This window comes from Faecalibacterium sp. i25-0019-C1, from assembly GCF_042854225.1.
In the GTDB taxonomy this organism is placed as follows: domain Bacteria; phylum Bacillota; class Clostridia; order Oscillospirales; family Ruminococcaceae; genus Faecalibacterium; species Faecalibacterium taiwanense.
The window spans coordinates 899,427-921,333 of record NZ_AP031428.1 but is presented as its reverse complement, the minus strand read 5'-3'; the positions used below and the strand labels follow the sequence as shown (position 1 = coordinate 921,333).

Here is a 21,907-nt window from a genome sequence, read left to right as displayed (position 1 = left end):
ATATGAACGCGGCTCAGGGCCATCAGAACAGATCCAGCATGTTGTCCAGATAAATTTCTTCCCGGACGCGCAGCTGATACTCAGGCTTTGTCATGTAGTAAAGCAGAAATTCCAGTATCAACGCGCTGCCCAGTCCCCGCCCCTCGATCTTGAAGTTGGAAAAGCCGCCGGGCAGATAAACTTTGCGGATATCCCCGGCCCCGATGAAGCCGGGGTTTTCCATTGCCTTTGAAAAACGATAGCCCTGCTGTGCGCCCGGCGCTGTGCAGCGGTGGTCCGGGCAGTCCTCGCCCAGATTTTTGCGGCTGACATTCTCGTAGCAGCGCTTTCTGTCCCGGCAGCCGTACCAGCAGCATTCGTTGCACAGAAATTCCACCTTGTCCTTCTGATCCTGCGGCAGGGTATCCAGCTCTGCAAACGACTTGTTCAGGCGGAAATCCGGCACAACATAGCGGAACTCTTCCCGTTCCGTCTCTCTGCGGAGCTGCTGAAAATCTGTAAGGACTTTTGTTGTGGAGGACACGAAATAAAGGCCCGGATACTGCCTTTTCAGGTAGTCCAGCAGCAGGTCCGAATGGACGATGACACCATTCTGCACACGGTTTTCTTTTTCAAACAGCGCACAGAGGGCATTGCATTTCCGGTCTGCAAGGTGCTCTTCCCGGAGCAGCGAATTGCTGAAGGTGAGCCGGGCCGATATGCCATATTCCTGCATCAGTGCAAGCACCCGGTGCGGCTGTGCATCGCCAAAGCCAGTGCGGCCCCCGCCCCAGATGCAGTCGGCCGGTGCACCGTAGACCGAACCGATCTCGCACCAGTCGTAAAAATATTCCCTGTGTTCACGGAACAGCGGCAGAAACACACGGTACAGTTCATAAAATTCAAACAGTCCCGGAAGATGATAATATGCCGTGCTGCGTTCGTGCTGTGCCATTGCCGTGTGTGTTCCTCATTTCTGTAAGTTTCAGCTTCCCTGCAGCAGCTTTTGCGCTGCACCCGGAGATCTTTTTGTCAGTATAGCACAGTCCTGCCGGGAAAGAAATCATCTTCCTCTTGACCTTGAGCGCACTCCAAGTTTTATCATGTGCATGCTGGTGATCTTATCTTTCTCATTATATTCCTTTCTCTGCGAAAGAACAAGAAGTATCTTCATGTCTGACATGAAAAAACAGATTTTTGATCTTCCTTACCATTCCTGAAAGAACGAGACGAGCTTTGCCCGGCTTTCGCGCCTTGCTTTACAGCACAGCGCCTGTTCTGTCAAGAGATGAAACGTTTTTCGTGCATTGCGAAAAATGTTTCGGTTCACATGCTCTGCGGCTCGATCTTCACCGTTCTGCCGCCCAGGTTTTCGTAAATGCGGTGGGAGACTGAGAGCACCGTGCGGCCTGCAGAGGCGCGGCGCAGTGCTTCCAGCACACGGGCTTCCGTTTCAGCGTCCAGATTTGCCGTGACCTCGTCCAGCAAAAGCACAGCCGGGTCCGCCGCAGCAGCGCGGGCAATGGACAGAAGCTGCCACTCGCCCTGCGAAAACATGCCATCGCTGCAAACGGTGTCGCAGCCTTCCGGCAGGGCCTGAATGGCTTCGTCAATGCCCGCAAGCTTTGCCGCATTCCGTGCCATCTCTGCAGTGATCTGCGGATCGCCCAGCGTGATCTGCTCCAGCACGGTGCCCGGCACACGGGAGAAATGCTGCTCCACGCAGCCGATGCAGGTGCGGCGCTCGCGGTCGGTGATGCGTGCCACATCCACACCGCCAATGGTAACAGAGCCCGCCTGCGGCTGGTACAGGCCCAGCAGAAGCTTGAACACCGTGCTCTTGCCCGCACCGGTGCGGCCCACCAGCGTGACCTGCCCGCCCTGCTTTACCGTCATGGAGAAGTCACTCAGGACGGGCTTTTCGCCATAGCCGAAGGTCACATGCGCAAGCTCCACATCCCCGCGCGCAGCGGTCCGGCGCTCGGCAGGGATCGTGCGCTCCGGCTGAGCGAGAAAGGCATCGATGCGCTTGACGCCCGCCATGGCCGACTGGATGGTCTGGATCTCCATGCCAAGGCTTTCAATGGGAGCAAAAATGCGGGAAATGTAGTTGATGATCGCCACCGAGGTACCCACCGACATCCCAAAGAATGTAAGCACCATGGCATTGCCGGAAGCGGAAAGCAGCATCACGATGCCTGCCACCACCGCGTTCAGCGCCAGCACCACCGGCGAATAGATGGCATCGTAAAAATTGGTGCGCTCCATAGCGGCGTAGCTCTCGCCGATGCAGCGGTCATAGCGGCGTTCCCTATAGCTTTCCAGCCCCAGTGCCCGGATGGTGCGGATGTTGTGCAGCGTCTCCGGCACCTGACCGGAGACAGCCGCAACGGCACGGCGGTTATCCAGTTGTGCGGCCAGCATCCGCTTTTGCACATGGTGGGTGAACACCGCAAACAGCGGCAGCACCAGCAGCAGCACCAGCGCAATGCCGGTGTTTTTTACCGCGATGACCGCCATGATGGAAATGATGCGGCAGGCATCTGCCGCCATGCTGATGATGCCGGAGGTGAACAGCGCTTCCACCGTGTCCACATCGCCGGAAAAGCGTGCCGCCACCTCGCCGGGGTTCTGGCCTGCCAGCGTGCTTGCGGGCAGCCGGGTAAGCTTCCGGGACATTTCCGACCGCAGCGCGTGGGTCATTTTCTGGCCAAAGAGCACCAGCAGGCTTTCCTGCGCGGAGGAAAGCCCCCCTTCCAGCGCCAGACTGCCAAAGTAAAGCAGCACTGCTGCAATGGTGAGCGGGATGCCTGCGGTGAGCCGGTCAATGATACCGGCCAGCAGCAGCGGCGGCAGCAGTGATGCCACCACCGATGCCGCCACGCACAGGATGGTGCCCGCCGTGAGCAGATGATGCGACATAGCGGCCATGCGGATGGCTTCAAATACGCCGTTATCCTTTTTACTCTTCATCCAGATCGCCTTCTTTCTGCACCGTCTGGCTCTCGTACAGCTGGCGGTACAGCGGAACCGTTTCCATCAGCTGGGCATGGGTACCAACGGTGGTTTTACCGCCGTCCATAAAGATCACTTTCTGCATCTGCGGGAAGTGGTACAGCCGGTGCGAGATGAGGAAGACCACCTTATCCTTTGCATCGCTCTGCAAATCGGCAAACACGGTATCCTCGGTATGGCGGTCCAGCGCAGAGAACGGGTCGTCCAGGATCAGCACCGGGCGCGGGTGGGCCAGCGTTCTTGCCAGTGCCAAGCGCTGGGCCTGACCGCCGGAAAGGCGGGTGCCGCTGGGGCCGATGACGGTATCCACACCGTTTTCCATGGCCAGCACTTCGTCGTCCAACGCGGCGGCAGCAAGCCACGGCATGGCATCCTGTTCACTGCCGCAGAGAACATTGTTCTGCACCGTATCGGCGCTCAGCTCCGGATCATGGCCCAAGTAACCAACGGTGGCAGAGATCTGCCGCGGGGTCAGGGCAGCAAATTCCGTTTTGCCAAATTTTGCCGAGCCGCCGTAGGGTGCTTCGCACAGGAACACCCTGCCGAAGGTGGATTTGCCGCAGGCCACCGGGCCGGTGATGCCAATGATATCACCGGGGTGCGCCGTCAGGCTCAGGCCGGAAAAGATGGGTCCTTCGCCATAGGAAAAGGAGAGGTTTTCCAGCGTCACGTCCTGCGCCGCCGGAATATTCAATGCTTCCAGCTGTTCCGGCTGCTTCATCAGCGGCTTGATGCGCTTCCACGAGACCTCGGCTTTCTGCACCGAGTTGAACAGCTTTGCCACCTTGGAGGATTTGACCACCAGTTTCGTGAAGCAGGAAAGGAAGGTGGTGAACGCCGCAATATCCCATGTGCTCCAGCCGGAGCCGAGCACATTTTTAGCGCCGAACCACAAAATGAACAGCACGCCTGCCTCAGACGCTGCCAGATACAGCGGCGGCAGAGCGGACTGCCACACATTGTTGCGCACGGCTGTTTTTTCGTAGGTGTTCAGGGCTTCCTCGTACTTTTCTACGCGGGCATCCTCACAGCCGTAAATGCGGTAGGTCACAGCATTCCGGGCGCGGTCGAGGGTGGCAGCGCTCAGCGCACTTGCCGCCTTTTTGTACGCCGCGCCGGCGCGCTGCACCGGCTTTTTCATCCATGCCGCGCACATGTAGGAAAACGGCGTGAACAGCAGGCTGAGCAGCGCCAGCCGCCAGTCGTACACCAGCAGCATCACAGCATAGCCCACCAGCGCCACGCCGGTATCAAAGATCTCGGTGGTGAACTTGCGCATCCCCTCTACGCAGTCGTCCACATCCGAGATGGCCTTGGTCATCAGTTCACCGGCGCCTTCTTTTTCCAGCGCCGCCCGGCTCTGCCGCACCAGATTGGCATACAGGATGCCCTTCATCCGGCGGTTGATGTTGTTGGCAAAGCGGCGGACATAAAAGCGCTTGATAAAGCGCGCCGCCTGCACCGCCAGCGTGACCACGATATAGGCCAGCACCAGCATGGCCATTTTTGCCGCCGTCTCGCTGCCGCCCAGAATGTCGGCAAGGCACTGGGCCAGCCGGCCCTCGAACCAAGGCGTTGCCAGCAGGCCGATGTTATACACAAGGCCCGCCAGCGTGACAAAGGCCAGCGGGAGCCACTCTGCTTTGAAATAGGAGAGCACCCTGTCCGGGCGGAACGTTTTATCCTTTTTCATGAGCAGCCTCACCTCCTGCAGCTTTCCGGAAATGCGGGAAGCCCGCGCGGCTCTCGGTCTTGGATGCTGTGTACAGCTTGTTCAGCGCAGCGGCAAAGGCAGCGGCTTCCTCGGCGGTGAGCACATTGGTCAGGTATTCGTAAAAGGCCGCTTCGATCTCTGCCTTGGAGGATCTCAGGCTTTCCGCCTTTTTGGTGGGGTACAGCAGCTGGCTGCGCCGGTCGCTGGGGGCATCTCTGCGGATCAAAAGACCCTTTGCTTCCAGATTTTTTGTCCGCCGCGCAATGGCAGCCTTATCTGCGTGCAGCAGTTCCGCCAGCTGCGCCTGCGTGCAGCCGGGGTGATGCCGCACTGCATGGATCAGGTCGATCTCTGCTGTGCCGACCCCTTCCTCCCGCATCGTGAGCAGGACCAGTTTTTCCGCTTCGCGCGCGATCTTTGTGATTTTTCGTTCCGTAATATCCATAGGCTCCTCCGGGCTTCATTGCAGGAAGTTGTATCTACATCGTTGTATGTACAATCAATAGTATAGCATCTCGTTTCCAAAATGCAAACAGTTCTTTTTGTGCCCGTATTTTTGCAATGCTGGCAGGCTCCACACCCAGTGCATGGGCCGCGCCTGTACAGACCAGCCATGTGCTGCGGCATTGCCCGCTTTTGGCGTTTGCCGCAGTCCTTTCCCACGTCGGGGCCATCACAAGCCCATTTCCATATCATGTCAACAGGTTTATAGCATCAAAACAGCCCTGACCGTGTCCGCTGTAAAAGCAGGCAGACGATCAGGACTGTTTTTCCGTATTTCTTTATTTCAGCCGGTCAGCAGGCATCCACATTCTTGGTGACCATCACGTCACTGTCCAGCCCGCAGACGTTGTGTAGCACGATGGTGCCTGCCTTGACGGGGGCGGTCAGCACCACCTTGCGGATCTCGTCCATCACCGGGAAGATCATATCCTTGGGGACAGCCTTGGTCAGGCGCACGCTGGTAACAGGCAGCTCGCCGCCCTTGACCAGCACTGAGCTGGCGATGGTGCGGCGGGGCGCAGTCAGCTCCTGACGGACATACTGTTCGCCGCGAGGGCAGGTGTGACCGGTGACCGAGATCACCTGACCATTTTCAACTTCGGCTTCGATCTCGCAGCCGTTGGGGCAGACGATACAGGTAAATTGCTTTTTCATTCCACCGACACCTCCAGTGCGCCCGTTTCCTGCAGCTTGGCAGCAGAGACCTTGAACTGGATCATCTCCGCAGGAATGGCTTTCTTCATCTTCTTGGCAGCAACTTCCACACCGTTCTGGCGCACCACGATGCGGCAGTCACGGTAGTGGTTCCGCACGCGCAGCGACAGGCTAAAGTCGTTCTTGCCGCTGACCTTCTGCGGAATGGTGTGGCCCACGCCCTCGCCGCACTTCACGTCCAGCGTGCAGGGGTCGATGCCCTTGCCCTCAACGTAGGCGGCAGCGTGGCGTGCCAGTGCCTCGGACTCCATGGAAACAAAGTCCACCAGATCATGCACATGCAGCACATTGCCGGCAGAGAACACGCCGGGCACGTTGGTCTGCAGGTTCTCGTCCACCACAGCGCCGTTGGTGTGGGGGTCAATGGCGATGCCGGCATCCTCCAGCAGCTTGTTCTCCGGGATCAGGCCCACGGAGAGGATCAGCGTATCACACTTGTACTCCTTCTCGGTGCCGGGGATGGGCCGACGGTTCGCGTCCACCTCGGAGATGGTCACGCCGGTCAGACGGTCACGGCCATGGATCCCGGTGACAGTGTGGCTGAGATAGAGCGGGATATTGTAGTCATCCAGACACTGCACGATGTTGCGCGGCAGGCCGGAGGGGTAAGGCATCAGCTCGAACACTGCCTGCACATGAGCGCCTTCCAGCGTCATGCGGCGTGCCATGATCATGCCGATATCGCCGGAGCCGAGGATGACGACCTCCTTGCCGGGCATCCGGTTGTAGAGGTTCATGTAAGCCTGCGCGGTGCCTGCAGTGAACACGCCCGCCGGACGCTCGCCGGGAATGCCCAGTGCGCCGCGGCTGCGCTCCTTGCAGCCCATGGCGAGCACCACAGCCTTTGCCTGATACTGGCGCAGGCCGCTGCGGGTGGAGGCGGTGACGACACGATCCTCCGTCAGGCTCAGCACCGTGGCGCTGGTCTCGTAAGGGATCTCACGCTTGTTCACTTCATCAATGAACGCCTGTGCATATTCCGGGCCGGACAGGCTCTCGCCGAAGCGGCCCAGACCGAAACCGTCATGGATGCACTGGCGCAGGATGCCGCCCAGCATCGCCTCGCGCTCCAGAATGATCATGTTGCGAATGCCCTGCTTGTGCAGCTCCACCGCTGCGGCAAGACCTGCAGGGCCGCCGCCGATAATCACAACGTCTTTCTGTTCCATCGCTCAGTTCTCCTCCTTTCGCATATTGCCGGTGAGTACCCATGACCCCTGACGGCTGTAACGCACATTCTCCGGCTCGGTGCCCAGCTCCTGCTCAATGAAGTGTTCGATCTTCATCTGGCAGAAGCCGCCCTGACAGCCGCCCATCATGGCGCGGGTGCGGTACTTGATGCCGGTCATGGTGGAAACGCCCAGCGGGTTGTGGATGGCCTGCAGGATCTCGGCCTTGGTCACTTCCTCACAGCTGCAGATCATCTCGCCGTAATCGGGGTCCTGCGCGATGAGCTCTGCCTGCTGTTCCGGCGTGCACTCGGCAAACTTGACGATGCCCTTGTGGTGCGGGTCAAAGTCTGGGTTTTCCTCAAACTTTTCGCGCTCCTGCATCAGGCCGATGACGTAGCGGGCCAGCGGCACGCTGCCGGTCAGGCCCGGGGATTCAATGCCCACGAGGTTGACGGCATTGGGTGCCACGTCGTCCCGGATCTCCACCTTCCAGTCCTGAATGGCACCGTTTTCATCCACCCACTTGGGCTGGATGCCGGCGAAGGTGCGGATCTGATCCTTTTTAAAGATGTGGGGCCACAGCTTTGCGCCCTCCACGGCCAGACTGTCCATGTTGGCCTGCGGCACGCTGTAGTCGTCCAGCACATCGGTGTTCTCCGCGTCCGGGCCAACAGTCACGTTGCCGTCCACGGTGGGGGTGATGTGGATGCCCATATAGGTGTTGCTGGGCACCGGGTACACCGGCATGGGCAGCAGCTTGCCCATGCGCTTGTGCAGGATGATGTAGTTGCTGCGGGAGCCGATGACACGGTAGCCGGTCAGGCCCAGCAGGTCGGAGATCCGCTTTGCGCCCAGACCAGCGGCGTTGACCACCCAGCGGGTGCAGAAATCGCCATGGGCAGTATGCAGGTAGTACAGCTCATTTTCCCGGGTGATAGCCTCTACCTTGTGGTCAAAGAAGAAGTCCACGCCGTTGGCGTGTGCGTTCTCGGCCAGCGCCACCGTGTACAGGAACGGGTCCATGATGCCGCTGTTTTTGGACCACATGGCAAACTTGCCCACCACGGCGGGCACCAGCTCGTGCAGCTTTGCTTCATCGATCATCTCCAGGCCGGTGCAGCCGTTGACAGCGCCCTGCTTCATGGTGCGCTCCAGCTGCTCCATGTCCTCGGGGGTGTTGCCCACCAGCACCTTGCCGCAACGCTTGAACGGGAAGTTCAGCTCTTCGGCCAGCTGGCCCATGATGCGGTTGCCTTCCACGCAGCATTTTGCTTTCAGGCTGCCAATGGGGTTGGCAAAGCCGCCGTGCACCACCGCAGAGTTGCGGCCGCTGGTCTCGTTGCAGACATCCAGATTTTTTTCCAGCACTGCAATGCTCAATTTGTAGCGCGAAAGTTCGCGTGCAATGGCGCTGCCCACGACACCCGCACCGATGATGACCACATCGTATTGTTTTTTCATGGTATCCACCTTTCTTCCTGATTTAGAGATCCGGCTTTTATGTTATATATTTCATTGACTAAAATATATAACATTTCATAATTTCTGTCAAGCCGTTTCCGGCAAAAAACTGCACAAAAAAATGCCGCATCTTTTGGCATAGATACGGCATTTCTGAACGTGATACAGTTGTTTCAGGCTTTGAAATAGTGTGGGAATGCTTCCCGGATCGCAGAAAGGTTCTCCGTGTAGCGCTGCATATGCTGCCCGGCAATGCGGTGTGCTGCCGCCGCATCCTTCTGTTCAATGGCTTTCAGCAGGCTGACGTGATCTTCGTAGATCGTTTTTGCGGGCCTGCAGCGGAAGCTGAGGATGGTGGTGCGGTCAAAATGCGGAGCCAGATTTTCCACCAGATCGTACCAGTACGGGCAGCCGCACTGCACATAAAGCAGCCGGTGGAACCCCTTGTCCAGCTCAAAGATCTTTTCTTCCTGTGCACGCTCAATGTACATGCGCCAGAGCGCCACGTTCTCCCACAGCTGGTCGATATCCGCCGGGGTCAGCTTTTCGCACGCCATGCGGGCGATCTCTGCTTCCAGCACAGCGCGCAGATGGCGCACTTCTTCCACCAGCTCTGCATCGATGAGAGAAACATAGGTGCCGATCTTGGGCCGGATCTCAATGAGCCGCCGCTGCGCCAGCTCCAGCTCTGCTTCCCGGAAGGGGGTGCGGCTCACCCCCAGCTGTTCGCACAATTCCGGCTCGTTCAGTTTTTCACCCGGCTCCAGACGGGTATTGATAATATTATCGATCAATACCCGCAGAACAAAACTTTTTGCAGATTCATGCTCTCTGCGCTCTGAAATCGTAATCATCGGAAGGCTCCTTTCCCTCACAGGGAAACACTGTTCTCAGACTGCTGGGTCAAGTATACCACACTGCACACCGGCGTAAAAGAGGACAATATATAAAAGGAAGAAAACTGTGTCAGAATTGTAAAAGATAAAATATTTTAACTATTATTCTTGACTTATCCAACGATTCGGCTATAATGGTCGTGTTCGCAAGAAACTTCAAAAAATTTAGATATTCAAAACAAATCAAAGGAGACTACTACCATGACGTTTGAAGAAATGAAGAAGATCGTTGTTGATACCCTGAACTGCGACGAGGACAAGGTGACCATGGAGGCCAGCCTGACCGAGGATCTGGAGGCCGACAGTCTGGATGCCGTGGAGCTGAACATGGCTCTGGAAGATGCCTGCGGCGTGTCCATCCCGGACGAAGAGCTGGCAAAGCTCAAGACCGTGGGCGATATCTACAACTACATCACCGCACATATCTGAGGCAAAAAGCAATGAACGATATCCGAGATCTTTTCCCCGGCCGAATGCGGGAGCGCACCTTCCAGCTGAAGGCCAAGCGGGATGCCGGTGCCGTCTGGCACGAGCAGCAGTTTGTGGAGTGCAAGCAGTGCGGCCGCCGCGCCGCACGCACCCTGTGGGCAAGAAGCCTTTACGTCTGCCCCAACTGCGGCTACCACATGCCCATTGGCGGGTACTACCGGCTCAGTCTGGTGCTGGACCACGGCAGCTTCCGGGAACTGGATGCCGACCTTGCTCCGCAGGATGTGCTGCATTTTCCGGGCTACCGTGAAAAGCTTGCCGCCGCCCAGAACAAGACCGGCCTGCGCGAAGCCGCTGTAACGGCCACCGGCCGCATCGGCGGGGTGGCCTGCGTGGCTGCCGTGCTGGACAGCCGCTTTTTCATGGGCAGCATGAGCACTGCCGTGGGCGACAAGATCACCCGCGCCATCGAGTACGCCGCCGCAAAGCACCTGCCGCTGGTTATTTTTTCGGCCAGCGGCGGCGCGCGGATGCAGGAGGGCATTTTCAGCCTGATGCAGATGGCAAAGACCAGTGCCGCCATCCAGCGCTTTTCGGCAAAGGGCGGGTTGTACATCAGTGTGCTCACCCACCCCACCACCGGCGGTGTGACGGCCAGCTTTGCAAGCCTTGGCGACATCATGCTGGCAGAGCCTGGCGCGCTGATCGGCTTTGCAGGTCCGCGGGTCATTGAGCAGACCATTGGCGAAAAGCTGCCTGCCGGATTCCAGCGCAGCGAGTTCCAGATGGAGCACGGCTTTGTGGATCAGGTGGTGCCCCGCAGCCAGCTGCGGGATACCCTGATCCAGGTCTTGCAGCTCCATGCAGGAGGAAAACACGAATGATCAAGGAAATTTTAGAGCAGCTGGCTCCGCTGGATGCCCAGATCGCCGCGCTGAAAGGCAGCGGCAACGAGATGGATGCCATCACGGCCCATGCCTCCGAGCTGGCAGAGCTGGCTGTGGAAGAGGACGAGATCCTGCGCACCTGCGGCCCGCTGACCGCCGAGGATCGGGTGTTTCTGGCCCGGCACCCGGAGCGCCCCCACATTGATGAGACTGTTTCTGCCCTGTTCACCGACTTCTTTGAGCAGCGCGGCGACCGTCAGTGCAAGGAAGACCCTGCCATTCTGGGCGGCATCGCCCGTTTTCACGGATTGCCGGTGACGGTCATCGGCCACCGCAAGGGCAGCACACTGGAAGAAAATCTGGCCTGTAACTTTGGTATGCCGGGGCCGGAGGGCTACCGCAAGGCCCTGCGCCTGATGAAGCAGGCCGAAAAGTTTGGCCGGCCCATCATCACCTTCATTGACACGCCGGGCGCTTACCCCGGCAAGGATGCCGAGGAACGCGGTCAGGGCGAAGCCATTGCACGCAACCTGATGGAAATGAGTGGCCTGACCGTGCCGGTCATTGCCGTTGTCACCGGCGAAGGCTCTTCCGGCGGTGCGCTGGCACTGGGTGTGGCAAACCACATCCTCATGCTGGAAAATGCCGTTTACTCGGTGCTCAGCCCCGAGGGCTTTGCCAGCATTCTGTGGAAGGATGCTTCCCGCAGCGGCGAAGCCTGCGAGATGATGAAGCTGACCGCGCAGGATCTGTACAGCGATGGCATCGTGGAGCAGGTGATCCCGGAACCGTTGGGCGGCGCACAGCGCAGCCACGCAGCCTTGTTTGAACAGTTGGATGTTGCTTTGCGGGTGCACCTGAAAGAGCTGTGCCGCATGAGCGGCCGCCAGCTGGCCGACCAGCGCTATAAAAAATACCGCCAGATCGGAGAAACGAGGAACGCATGAGTGGTTTACAGCTGATCGCCACCGGCGGGGCCATCCCCGGCCGAACGGTCACCAACGAAGATCTGAGCCGCATGGTGGATACCAGCGACGAGTGGATCACCAGCCGCACCGGCATCCGCACCCGGCACTGGTGCACGGAGGATGAATCTGCCGCCACGCTGGCCATTTCCGCCGCAAAGCAGGCTTTGGCCCGCAGCGGCCTTGCCCCTGCGCAGATCGGGTGCTGCATCTGTGCCACCCTGTCCGCCCCAGACGCGACCCCCAGTGTAGCCTGTCAGGTGCAGGCGGCGCTGGGCCTTCCCGAGGACCGGCCTGCGCTGGATGTCAACGCGGCCTGTTCCGGCTTCCTCTACGGCATAGCCGTGGCGCGGGGACTGCTGACAACTTTGGGTGGACAGTATGCCCTCGTCATTGGGTGCGAAGCCCTTTCCCGCCTGATGGACCCCGCCGACCGCTCCACCTGTGTACTGTTTGGGGATGGAGCCGGTGCTGCCATTTTTCAGCTGTCGGACACTCCCTTTGCTCTGACGCTGGGCGCGCGCGGCAGCGATGTTCTCCATGCGGGCGGGCCGAACCGCACAGGTTCTGCGCCCATCACCATGGACGGCAAGGCCGTATTCCGCTTTGCAGTGGATGCCCTGCCCAAGTGCCTGCACACTGTGCTGGATGAAACACAGCTGACCCTCGATGATCTTGAGTGGGTGGTCTGCCATCAGGCCAACAGCCGCATCATCGACCACTGCGTGCGGGCGCTGAAGGCCGACCCGGCAAAGTTCTACAAGAACATGGACCGCCACGGCAACACCAGCGCCGCCAGCATCCCGGTAGCCCTGAACGAGCTTGCCGAGAACGGGCAGCTGCAGCCGGGCCAGCTTCTGGCCTGCATCGGCTTTGGCGGCGGCCTGACATGGGGCGGCATGATCGTGGAATACGACCCTCTCAGGCGCTGATGCGCCAGCTCCCCCGAAGGGGGAGCTTTATGGGCGGGTAGGGTCAGTGTGCCTTCCAAGAGAAGGTCCAGCTGACAGAAAAGCAGAAAAAAGCTCCCCCCCTCGGGGGAGCTGTCAATGCCGGAAGGCATTGACTGAGAGGGTTTTTCAATGAAACTTTTAAATGAAATTCTAGGCACAAAATACCCCATCATTCAGGGCGGCATGGCCAACATTGCCACCGGCGAGTTTGCCGCCGCCTGCTCCAACGCGGGTGCGCTGGGCATCATTGGTGCGGGCGGCATGAACGCCGACACCCTGCGCCAGAACATCCGCCGCTGCAAAGAGCTGACCGACAAGCCTTTCGGCGTGAACATCATGCTCATGCATCCGCAGGCAGATGAGTTTGCCAAGATCGTGGTGGAAGAGGGCGTGCCCGTTGTGACCACCGGTGCAGGCAACCCGGGCAAATATATCCCCGCGTGGAAAGCGGCAGGCATCAAGGTGATCCCGGTTGTCGCCGCCGCCGTGCTGGCAAAGCATCTGGAGCCGCTGGGCATCGATGCTGTCATTGCTGAGGGCACCGAGAGCGGCGGCCATGTGGGCGAAATGGCTACCATGGCGCTGGTGCCGCAGGTGGTGGATGCCGTCAGCATTCCGGTCATTGCGGCTGGCGGCATCGCCGATGGCCGCCAGCTGGCAGCAGCTCTGGCTCTGGGTGCCTGCGGCGTGCAGGTAGGCACCTGCCTGCTGGTGAGCGAGGAGTGCCCCATCCATGAAAACTACAAAGCCGCCCTGCTCAAGGCCAAGGACAGCGATACCATCGTGACCGGCCGAAGCGTGGGTGCGCCGGTGCGAGTGCTGAAAAACCGCATGAGCCGCGAATATGTCCGGCAGGAAAACGCCGGTGCCGACAAGATGGAGCTGGAAAAGTACACCCTTGGCAGCCTGCGCCGCGCCGTGTTTGAGGGCGACACCACCACCGGAAGCCTGATGGCCGGTCAGGTGGCAGGCATGCTGCACGAGGTGCGCCCGGTGGCGGATATTCTTGCAGACCTGTGGAACGGCGGGAGGCAGCGCATTGCCGCGCTGAGCACCGAATGCTGACCCTCGGCAGAAAGACCCTGTCTGTGCCCATCCTACAGGGCGGCATGGGTGTGGGCGTTTCCCTTGGCGGGCTGGCCGGTGCTGTTGCAGCCTGCGGCGGCATGGGGTGCATCTCCACAGCCGATGCAGGCTACCGGGAGCCGGACTTTGCCCGCGACCCGGCAAGCGCCAACCACCGTGCCCTGACAGCGGAAATTAAAAAAGCAAAGCAGATCGCAAAGGGCGCGGGCATGGTAGCCATCAACGCCATGGTGGCAACGCAGGATTATGCGGCCGCGATCCGCACCGCTGTGGAAGCGGGCGTGGACGCGGTGGTGTCCGGCGCGGGCCTGCCGCTGGAGCTGCCCGGCATCGTGGGCACAACGGATGTTGCCATCGCTCCCATCGTTTCCAGCGGAAGAGCCGCAAAGCTCATCCTGCGCCGCTGGGCCAAAGAGTTTGGCCGCACCGCTGATTTTGTGGTGATCGAAGGCTGCAAGGCAGGCGGACACCTCGGCTTTGCCGAAGATGATCTGCTGGCAGGCAAATGCCAGACCCTCGACGCCATCCTGCCCGAGGTGCTGGCCGAGGTAAAGCCCTTTGAAGCACAGTTTGGCCACAGCATCCCCGTGTTTGTGGCAGGCGGCGTGTATACCGGTGCCGATATGGCCCACTTTACCGCAATGGGCGCTGCTGGCGTACAGCTTGCCACCCGCTTTATCACCACCTACGAGTGTGACGCATCCCAGGGCTACAAGGACGTTCTGCTGAACGCCCGGCCCGAGGATGTACGGATCATCCACAGTCCGGTGGGAATGCCGGGCCGTGCACTGAACACCCCGCTGGTGCAGGCGCTGGCAGAGGGGACCCGCTTCCCTCCCCGGCACTGTGCCCGCTGCCTGAAGACCTGCGACCCCGCCAAGGTGCCCTACTGCATCACCCACGCGCTCATCGAAGCCGTAAAGGGCAATGTGGAGGAGGGCCTGTTCTTCTGCGGGGCCAACGTGGGCAGGCTGGATCGGATGCGCACGGTACAGGAGCTGATGGATGAACTTGTGACCGAATGGAGGCAAAATCAATGAAGCTTGCCGTTTTATATGCCGGTCAGGGGGCACAGCACCCCGGCATGGGCAAAGAATTTTACGAAGGCTCTCCCGCGTTCCGGGCGGCATTTGACAGTGCAGAGCTGGACTTCGACCTGCACCGCGTCTGCTTTGAGGACCCGGACGGCCTTTTGAATCAGACCGAATACACCCAGCCCTGCATGGTGGCCTTTGCCTGCGGCGTGACCGCAGTGCTGGCCCAGCAGGGCGTGAAACCCGCTTATGTGGCCGGGCTTTCGCTGGGCGAATACTCCGCGCTGGAAGCTGCCGGGGTGTTCACCGCAAAGCAGGCCATCGAGCTGGCCGCTTACCGCGGCAAAGCCATGGCCGAAGCTGCAAAGGGCATCGACTGCGGCATGACCGCCGTGCTGAACCTTGACCGGCAGGCACTTGCCGCCTGCTGTGAGCAGGCGGCAGAGCTGGGCTGCGTGCAGATCTGCAACTACAACTGCCCGGGTCAGCTGGTCATCGGCGGCGAGAAAGCCGCTGTGGACAAAGCCGCCGCACTGGCCAAAGAAGCCGGTGCCCGCCGCTGCATCCCGCTCAAGGTAAGCGGCCCGTTCCACACCCGTCTCATGGCCCCCGCCGGGGATGCACTGGCAAAGCGTTTTGCGTCTGAGTCCTTTGGCGAGATGCAGGTGCCGGTGCTGTTCAACTGCCTTGGCCGTGAAAAAGCTGAGCAGGACAGCATCCCCGCCCTGCTCGTGAAGCAGGTGCAGAGCAGCGTTTACATGGAAGATACGCTCCACCGCCTCGGTGAGCTGGGCGTAGACCATATTCTGGAAGTTGGCCCGGGCAGTGCTCTGGCTGGCTTTGTGAAAAAGACCCTGCCCGGCGTGGTCTGCGCTTCGGTGGAGACCCCGGAGCAGCTGAACGCCGCACTGACAGCATGGAAGGAAGAGCTATGAGCGAAGAAACGATCATCCGCACCGCCGTTGTTACTGGCGGAAGCCGGGGCATTGGCCGGGCTGTGTGCATCCAGCTGGCAAAGCAGGGCTGCAATGTCGTGGTGAATTACTGCCACGGCGAAGCTGCAGCTGCCGAGACGGTGGCTCTGTGCAAGGCCGAAAACGCAAATGCCGTGGCTGTGCAGGCCGATGTTTCCACTGCCGAGGGCTGCAAAGTGCTCTTTGAACAGGCGGTGAACGCCTTTGGCCGGGTGGATATCCTTGTGAACAACGCGGGCATTACCCGCGATAATCTGATCCTGCGCATGAGCGAAGAGGACTTCGATGCAGTGCTGAACGCAAACCTTAAGGGTGCGTTCCTCTGCTGCAAGGAAGCCGCCCGCCGCATGGTGCGCCAGCGCTGGGGCCGCATCGTGAACCTTTCCAGTGTGGTGGCCCTGCGGGGCAACGCCGGCCAGACCAATTACGCCGCCAGCAAGGCGGGCCTGATCGGCCTGACCAAAAGCCTTGCCCGCGAGCTGGCAAGCCGCAATGTGACCGTGAATGCGGTCGCGCCGGGCTTTATCGAGACCGACATGACCGCCGCCCTGCCAGAAGCCGTCCGTGCCGAAATGGCAAAGGGCATCCCCGCAGGCCGCGCAGGAAAGCCGGAGGATGTGGCAAATGCAGTGGCATTTTTTGCCGCAGAACAAAGCAGCTATCTCACCGGGCAGGTGCTCTGTGCAGACGGCGGCATGGCAATGTAAAAGGAGAAAACTCTCATGGAAAAACGCAGAGTCGTGATCACCGGCCTTGGCACCGTGAACCCGCTGGGCAACAACACCGCCGACAGCTGGGCCGCTGCCAAAGCGGGCAAATGCGGCATCGGCCCCATTACCCAGTTCGATACCACCGATTTTAAATGTAAGCTGGCAGGCGAGGTGAAGGGCTTTGACCCGGAAACCATCGTGGACAAAAAGGAAGCCCGCAAGATGGCCCGCTTTACCGTTCTGGCCCTTGCTGCCGCCGCTGAAGCGGTTGCAGACAGCGGTCTGGACACCGAAGTAGAAGCCAAACAGATCGGTGTCATCCTTTCCAGCGGCATCGGCGGTCTGCCCACCATTGAGGAGCAGCACACCCGTGGTGAAGAGAAGGGCATGGAAAAGGTAAGCCCCTATTTCGTGCCCATGTCCATTGCCAACATGGCAGCGGCACAGGTGGCCATCCGCTTTGGTCTGAAGGGAATGTGCACCTGCCCGGTGACGGCCTGCGCCGGCGGCACCAATGCCGTAGGCGATGCTTTCCACCGCATCCGTGACGGCTACGAGACCGCCATGGTCTGCGGCGGTGCAGAGAGCTGCATCAGCCCTCTGGGCATCGGCGGCTTTACCAGCATGAAAGCGCTTTCCACCGCGACCGATCCGGATGCAGCCAGCCTGCCCTTTGACGCACGGCGCGGCGGCTTCGTGATGGGCGAAGGCAGCGGTGTGCTGGTGCTGGAAGAGCTGGAACATGCCCGTGCCCGCGGTGCGCACATCTACGCCGAGGTGGTGGGCTACGGTGCCAACTGCGATGCCTACCACTTCACCGCCCCCGCCCCCGGCGGCGCAGGTGCCATCGACTGCATGGCGCTGACGCTGGCGGATGCAGGCATCGCACCGGAGCAGGTGGATCACATCAACGCCCACGGCACCGGCACCCACATGAACGATGCCTGCGAGACCGCCGCCATCCATGCGGTGTTCGGCGAACACGCAAAGCAGCTGACTGTGGTGAGCACCAAGAGCATGACCGGCCATCTGCTGGGCGGTGCGGGCGGCATTGAAGCCGTATTTACAGCGCTGGCCCTGCATGACCAGTTTGCGCCGCCCACCATCCACTATGAGCAGCCCGATCCCGAATGTGATCTGGACTATGTGCCGAACACTGGCCGTGCGCAGGCCATGACCTACGCACTGAGCAACAGTCTGGGCTTTGGCGGGCACAACGCCTGCATCGCCCTGCGCAGATGGGAGGGCTGACCCATGGCAGAACCCCGCACCGTGCGTGCAGACGCAAACGCCCTGAACAGTGAGGAGATCGCGGCGCTTCTGCCGCACCGCTATCCCTTTGCCCTTGTGGACCGCATTCTGGACTATGAGCCGGGCCAGTGGGCCATCGGCCGCAAGTGCGTGAGCCGCAATGAGGAATTTTTCTGCGGACATTTTCCCGGCCAGCCGGTGATGCCGGGAGTGCTCATTCTGGAAGCACTGGCCCAGACCGGTGCCGTTGCGGCGCTCAGCCTGCCGGAGAACAAGGGCAAACTGGCCCTCTTCGGCGGCATCAAGAATGCCCGCTTCCGCAAGCAGGTCACCCCCGGCGATGTGCTCACCCTGCACTGTGAACTGGTAGAGCAGCACGGCCCGGTGGGCGTGGGTAAAGCCTCGGCGTGGGTGGACGGCAAGTGCGCCGCCACCGCCGAGTTGACCTTTGTGCTGACCGACCCCAACGCCTAAAAACACCCCTGTGAGTTTAAAAAAACTCACAGGGGTGTTTTCCGTTATTTTACCATTGAGAAGCCGTTTCGCTCTCTCAGCCAAACGCCACATCCAGAACCATCAGTGGTGCCCCACCAGATAGGCCACCCGTTCGATCTGCGCCGCCGTCATGCCGGTATCCGCCAGAAATTCCCGCACCAGCGGAGCACTCTCCTGCTCCTGATACTTTCCATTGGTGTTACTGCAATGGTAGGATCGCATATTTACTGATTTCTGTATCTGTTCAGGACAGCATCCGGGATATGGCAGTAACTGCAGTCTTCAGGGTGCCGTTCCAGATGGTGCTGATGCTCCTCAGCGCTCCGGACATAATTTGTCAGCGGCAGCACTTCCAGCATGATCTTGTCCCGGTCCTCCCGGCCGTTTATAAAAGCTCTTGCTTCTTCCAGATGTCTGGGATCTGTACTGTACAGCCCTGTCCGGTACTTTTTTCCAACGTCCACGCCCTGTTTGTTCAGGCTGTAGGGGTCGATGATCTCAAACAGGTGTGCCATCAGTTCTGAAATGCTTGTGTTTTTCTCATCATAGACCACTTTTACGCATTCTGCATATCCATCGTATGGGCCATCCAGAGAACTCGTTGTTCCGTTGGCTCTGCCGGCTTCAGTCATCTGTACACCAGGCACTGTGTCAAAAAAATGCTGTACGCCCCAAAGGCATCCGCCTGCGATATAGACCGTTTCCATCTTGATTTTCCCCCTCCTGTTGATCATATATCAGCTTTGCTCCTATTCTACCACGCTTTCCCACTGTCGGAAAGATGTCGGAAAACAAAAATGGCCCCGGAGGGCTTATCGCAGCTCTCCGGGGCCGCCTTGTGCAGAGTGATTTTCTCTCGATGGGCTTCCAGAAATGCTTTGCCGTAATCAGCTTGCGCGAACCACAGCGGAAGGACCCTCATAAGATACAGAAAAGATTTCTGTATTTTTCTTGACAGTTTTCCCATATTCTGTTTTAATACATCTGATAAAAGGGAGTAAAGGGCAGTGTTCCGGCTTATTCTTCGGGAGACTGCTGCATGGCAGCGTCATCACGGCAGAAATGCCCGATGTCATGTGTTCGCTTGAGACTTTTGTCACAGACAAGGTGCTGTGGCAGGAGTCTCTTTTTCTTGTCACCGTACCGGAGCACAATAGGAGGCAAGAAAACTATGAACTTTCTGAACACATTCGCAAGTCTGTTTTCCAATTTTGGAAACCTGACTTGGCAGATGGTGGTGATGTGGGGCATTGGTGCATTGCTCATCTACCTTGCCATCGCCAAAAAAATGGAGCCGAGCCTGCTTTTACCCATGGGCTTTGGTGCCATTCTGGTCAATCTGCCGCTGTCCGGTGCCATCACGCAGGGCGATACCGTAGGCCCCATTTCTGCCCTGTTTGAAGCAGGCATGTCCAACGAGCTGTTTCCCCTGCTGCTTTTCATCGGCATTGGTGCTATGATCGACTTTGGCCCCCTGCTGGAAAAACCGTGGCTCATGCTCTTTGGTGCCGCAGCGCAGTTTGGTATTTTCTTCACCCTGTTTCTGGCAGGCTTCTTCTTTGATTTGAAGGATGCTGCTTCCATCGCTGTCATTGGTGCAGCGGACGGTCCCACCGCCATTTTTGTAGCTAACACCCTCAACTCCCAGTACCTTGGTGCCATCATGGTGGCAGCGTATAGTTACATGGCTCTGGTGCCCATCGTGCAGCCGCCGGTCATTAAACTGCTGACCACCCAGAAGGACCGCCGCATCCGGATGCCCTATGAAAAGGGCAATGTCAGCCAGCTGACGAAGATTCTGTTCCCCATTGTGGTAACCATCATTGCCGGTATGGTAGCTCCTGCCAGCGTAGCTCTAGTTGGTTTTCTGATGTTCGGCAACCTGCTGCGGGAGTGCGGCGTACTGAACGCCCTCAGCGAAACCGCGCAGAATGTGCTGGCAAACCTCATCACCATCGTGCTGGGCCTGACCGTGGCCGGACAGATGACCGCTGACAAGTTTGTCCGGCCCGATACCCTGCTCATCCTTGCACTGGGTCTGGTAGCCTTCGTTTTTGATACCGCAGGCGGCGTGCTGTTTGCAAAGCTGCTGAACCTGTTCCTGCCCGAAGGCAAAAAACTGAACCCGATGATCGGTGCAGCCGGCATCTCCGCCTTCCCCATGAGCGGCCGTGTGGTCAACAAGATGGGATTGGAAGAAGATAACCAGAATTTCCTGCTGATGTACTCCATCAGCGTCAACGTTTCGGGGCAGATCGCATCCGTCATTGCAGGCGGCCTGATTCTGACCCTGATGGCTTAACGGAGGTACACTTATGCTTCATCTTTCTTCGTGGATGACCACCCTGCCCATGATGCTCATCGGCATGGTCGGCATTCTTCTCGTCATTGGTGTCATTGTCCTGGCTGTGATGCTGCTCAACCGGCTGACAAGTCGGAAATAATTCACCCCATCAAGCAGAAACGAATTTACGGCGAAATATCGCTATAAATATGATGCACAGGCCTTCTAAAGCTGTGATTTTGTGACAACTTGGTGTCACTTCAATAAAGAACCCGCTTTCACTTCAATTTGATGTTGAAAGCGGGTTCTTTTCGCTTTTATGCGTGTTTGACGGCGGTTTCAAAAAGATTGACTGCTGCGCCCTCTTGCGTGTCGGTGTTGTGGGTACCACGCTTTTTCACTTCCGAAAAGATGTCAGAATACAAAAACCCCCGAAGAGCTTCTTACGGTTCTCCGGGGGTTGGTTCTATGCGCCGGTGTTCCTCACACCGATGCACAAACGTTACTCGATTTCAATGAGATTGGGATTCGCAGGCAGAGCCTTCTGCTGCTGCGGTGCGGGCAGCACGATGTGCAGGATGCCATCCTCGAACTTTGCGTGGATGTCCTCCTTCTTCACGGCATCACCCACATAGAAGCTGCGGGCACAGGTACCGGAGAAGGTCTCACGGCGCAGGTAACGGCCATCGTTGTCCTTCTCGTCACTGGAGTGGCTGCGGACGGCCTGAATGGTCAGGTAGCCATCGCTCAGCTCCATCTGAACGTCTTCCTTCTTGCAGCCGGGCAGGTCAACAGCCACATCATAGTTGCCATCGGCGGTCTGCTTCACATCGGTTTTCATCATGTTTGCGCCGCGCTTGCCGAAGGTTTCACGCTCTTCACGATTCATTGCACGCTCCAGCGCACCGTCGTTCCAGAACGGATCAAAGAAATCATCGAACAGATTTTCATGGAAAACAGCAGGCATAAACATAAAACAACCCTCCAATCCCGGCGTTCGGGTCGGGCATAAAATCAAGATCGTGCATCAGGAGCGGAGTCTTCCCGGGAGCCTTGCGGTTCCCTCATGCCCCTTTCTCCTGAGCACGCCACTGTTATAGCACCGTTTATTAGCAGTGTCAATAGTAGAGTGCTAAAATTCATAAAAGAATAATACTTTTATAATATTTCATGCAATTCTCGGCAAAATCGTTTGCACTGGATTCAATTTTTTCTTCTCTGATCGTAGTCTTTCGCTGTGACAGAACGGATGCAAGCCGTTTCTTCAGAACCAGGCGATCCATTGCCCGCGTAAACAATGCAGTTGTCAAAAAGTCTCTCTGTCCTTGCATCGTCTTGCGTTCTGCCGGTCCACCCGCTATAATAATGTGGAAACCGAGATGAA

General features: G+C 58.7%; 23 protein-coding genes. 12 read left to right on the top strand and 11 right to left on the bottom strand.

Annotation, left to right across the window (positions count from 1 at the left end; genetic code table 11):
* Positions 1 to 22 precede the first annotated feature (22 nt).
* The 8 genes from ACGHUK_RS04570 to ACGHUK_RS04535 form a co-directional block, all read right to left on the bottom strand.
* On the bottom strand, positions 23 to 934 hold the full coding sequence (locus tag ACGHUK_RS04570; RefSeq protein WP_390575239.1) for a hypothetical protein: 912 nt from the start codon (positions 932 to 934) through the stop codon (positions 23 to 25).
* A gap of 371 nt (positions 935 to 1,305) precedes the next feature.
* Positions 1,306 to 2,952, bottom strand: a complete 1,647-nt coding sequence (locus ACGHUK_RS04565) for an ABC transporter ATP-binding protein (protein ID WP_390575237.1) — start codon at positions 2,950 to 2,952, stop codon at positions 1,306 to 1,308.
* Positions 2,942 to 4,687: an ABC transporter ATP-binding protein gene (locus ACGHUK_RS04560; protein WP_390575235.1), complete on the bottom strand. Its 1,746-nt coding sequence runs from the start codon at positions 4,685 to 4,687 to the stop codon at positions 2,942 to 2,944. Before ACGHUK_RS04560 ends, ACGHUK_RS04565 begins: the two co-directional genes overlap by 11 nt.
* On the bottom strand, positions 4,674 to 5,153 hold the full coding sequence (locus tag ACGHUK_RS04555; protein ID WP_097774755.1) for a MarR family winged helix-turn-helix transcriptional regulator: 480 nt from the start codon (positions 5,151 to 5,153) through the stop codon (positions 4,674 to 4,676). Before ACGHUK_RS04555 ends, ACGHUK_RS04560 begins: the two co-directional genes overlap by 14 nt.
* Positions 5,154 to 5,503: 350 nt before the next feature.
* Positions 5,504 to 5,866: a DUF1667 domain-containing protein gene (locus ACGHUK_RS04550; protein ID WP_097774754.1), complete on the bottom strand. Its 363-nt coding sequence runs from the start codon at positions 5,864 to 5,866 to the stop codon at positions 5,504 to 5,506.
* On the bottom strand, positions 5,863 to 7,095 hold the full coding sequence (locus ACGHUK_RS04545; protein ID WP_390575232.1) for an NAD(P)/FAD-dependent oxidoreductase: 1,233 nt from the start codon (positions 7,093 to 7,095) through the stop codon (positions 5,863 to 5,865). Before ACGHUK_RS04545 ends, ACGHUK_RS04550 begins: the two co-directional genes overlap by 4 nt.
* A 3-nt stretch (positions 7,096 to 7,098) precedes the next feature.
* Positions 7,099 to 8,559, bottom strand: coding sequence for an NAD(P)/FAD-dependent oxidoreductase (locus ACGHUK_RS04540; RefSeq protein WP_390575230.1), 1,461 nt, complete (start codon positions 8,557 to 8,559; stop codon positions 7,099 to 7,101).
* Positions 8,560 to 8,732: 173 nt separating this feature from the next.
* Positions 8,733 to 9,413 (bottom strand): GntR family transcriptional regulator, encoded by a 681-nt coding sequence (locus ACGHUK_RS04535; protein ID WP_097778254.1) that lies wholly within the window; start codon positions 9,411 to 9,413, stop codon positions 8,733 to 8,735.
* 243 nt (positions 9,414 to 9,656) lie between these two features.
* Here ACGHUK_RS04535 and acpP point away from each other — a divergent pair, with 243 nt between their 5' ends.
* The 10 genes from acpP to fabZ all read left to right on the top strand — a co-directional run bounded on the left by acpP (position 9,657) and on the right by fabZ (position 18,218).
* Positions 9,657 to 9,884: an acyl carrier protein gene (gene acpP, locus ACGHUK_RS04530; RefSeq protein ID WP_005939770.1), complete on the top strand. Its 228-nt coding sequence runs from the start codon at positions 9,657 to 9,659 to the stop codon at positions 9,882 to 9,884.
* 11 nt (positions 9,885 to 9,895) lie between these two features.
* Positions 9,896 to 10,768: an acetyl-CoA carboxylase, carboxyltransferase subunit beta gene (accD, locus tag ACGHUK_RS04525; RefSeq protein ID WP_097774750.1), complete on the top strand. Its 873-nt coding sequence runs from the start codon at positions 9,896 to 9,898 to the stop codon at positions 10,766 to 10,768.
* Positions 10,765 to 11,718: an acetyl-CoA carboxylase carboxyltransferase subunit alpha gene (locus ACGHUK_RS04520; protein WP_005939761.1), complete on the top strand. Its 954-nt coding sequence runs from the start codon at positions 10,765 to 10,767 to the stop codon at positions 11,716 to 11,718. The genes accD and ACGHUK_RS04520 overlap by 4 nt, the downstream gene beginning before the upstream one ends.
* On the top strand, positions 11,715 to 12,668 hold the full coding sequence (locus ACGHUK_RS04515) for a beta-ketoacyl-ACP synthase III (RefSeq protein WP_249235711.1): 954 nt from the start codon (positions 11,715 to 11,717) through the stop codon (positions 12,666 to 12,668). Before ACGHUK_RS04520 ends, ACGHUK_RS04515 begins: the two co-directional genes overlap by 4 nt.
* Before the next feature lie 150 nt (positions 12,669 to 12,818).
* Positions 12,819 to 13,754, top strand: coding sequence for a DUF561 domain-containing protein (locus ACGHUK_RS04510; protein ID WP_371290968.1), 936 nt, complete (start codon positions 12,819 to 12,821; stop codon positions 13,752 to 13,754).
* A complete protein-coding gene (locus ACGHUK_RS04505) occupies positions 13,748 to 14,815 on the top strand; it encodes an NAD(P)H-dependent flavin oxidoreductase (protein ID WP_390575226.1) in 1,068 nt (355 codons plus the stop codon). The genes ACGHUK_RS04510 and ACGHUK_RS04505 overlap by 7 nt, the downstream gene beginning before the upstream one ends.
* Entirely contained in the window at positions 14,812 to 15,744 is a 933-nt protein-coding gene (gene fabD / locus ACGHUK_RS04500) for an ACP S-malonyltransferase (protein ID WP_390575223.1), read from the top strand. The genes ACGHUK_RS04505 and fabD overlap by 4 nt, the downstream gene beginning before the upstream one ends.
* Positions 15,741 to 16,490, top strand: coding sequence for a 3-oxoacyl-[acyl-carrier-protein] reductase (gene fabG / locus ACGHUK_RS04495; RefSeq protein ID WP_154258590.1), 750 nt, complete (start codon positions 15,741 to 15,743; stop codon positions 16,488 to 16,490). Before fabD ends, fabG begins: the two co-directional genes overlap by 4 nt.
* A 15-nt stretch (positions 16,491 to 16,505) precedes the next feature.
* Positions 16,506 to 17,744: a beta-ketoacyl-ACP synthase II gene (gene fabF / locus ACGHUK_RS04490; protein ID WP_338428662.1), complete on the top strand. Its 1,239-nt coding sequence runs from the start codon at positions 16,506 to 16,508 to the stop codon at positions 17,742 to 17,744.
* 3 nt (positions 17,745 to 17,747) lie between these two features.
* Positions 17,748 to 18,218: a 3-hydroxyacyl-ACP dehydratase FabZ gene (fabZ, locus tag ACGHUK_RS04485; RefSeq protein ID WP_005939736.1), complete on the top strand. Its 471-nt coding sequence runs from the start codon at positions 17,748 to 17,750 to the stop codon at positions 18,216 to 18,218.
* Positions 18,219 to 18,320: 102 nt separating this feature from the next.
* On the opposite strand, the gene ACGHUK_RS04480 is transcribed toward fabZ, so the two are convergent.
* Positions 18,321 to 18,461, bottom strand: a complete 141-nt coding sequence (locus ACGHUK_RS04480; protein WP_337679651.1) for a hypothetical protein — start codon at positions 18,459 to 18,461, stop codon at positions 18,321 to 18,323.
* Between the two features lie 2 nt (positions 18,462 to 18,463).
* Positions 18,464 to 18,946: a peptide-methionine (S)-S-oxide reductase gene (locus ACGHUK_RS04475; RefSeq protein ID WP_097774744.1), complete on the bottom strand. Its 483-nt coding sequence runs from the start codon at positions 18,944 to 18,946 to the stop codon at positions 18,464 to 18,466.
* Between the two features lie 464 nt (positions 18,947 to 19,410).
* Here ACGHUK_RS04475 and ACGHUK_RS04470 point away from each other — a divergent pair, with 464 nt between their 5' ends.
* Together ACGHUK_RS04470 and ACGHUK_RS04465 are read left to right on the top strand one after the other, a co-directional pair.
* Complete coding sequence (locus tag ACGHUK_RS04470) at positions 19,411 to 20,541, top strand: sodium ion-translocating decarboxylase subunit beta (RefSeq protein WP_005939727.1); 1,131 nt, start codon at positions 19,411 to 19,413, stop codon at positions 20,539 to 20,541.
* Positions 20,542 to 20,554: 13 nt separating this feature from the next.
* Positions 20,555 to 20,683 carry an oxaloacetate decarboxylase gene (locus ACGHUK_RS04465; RefSeq protein ID WP_097782029.1) on the top strand — a complete coding sequence of 43 codons (129 nt, stop codon included), beginning with the start codon at positions 20,555 to 20,557 and terminating at the stop codon, positions 20,681 to 20,683.
* 342 nt (positions 20,684 to 21,025) lie between these two features.
* Here ACGHUK_RS04465 and ACGHUK_RS04460 read toward each other — a convergent pair whose 3' ends face one another.
* Positions 21,026 to 21,496, bottom strand: coding sequence for an Hsp20/alpha crystallin family protein (locus tag ACGHUK_RS04460; protein WP_390575219.1), 471 nt, complete (start codon positions 21,494 to 21,496; stop codon positions 21,026 to 21,028).
* Between the last annotated feature and the right edge of the window lie 411 nt (positions 21,497 to 21,907).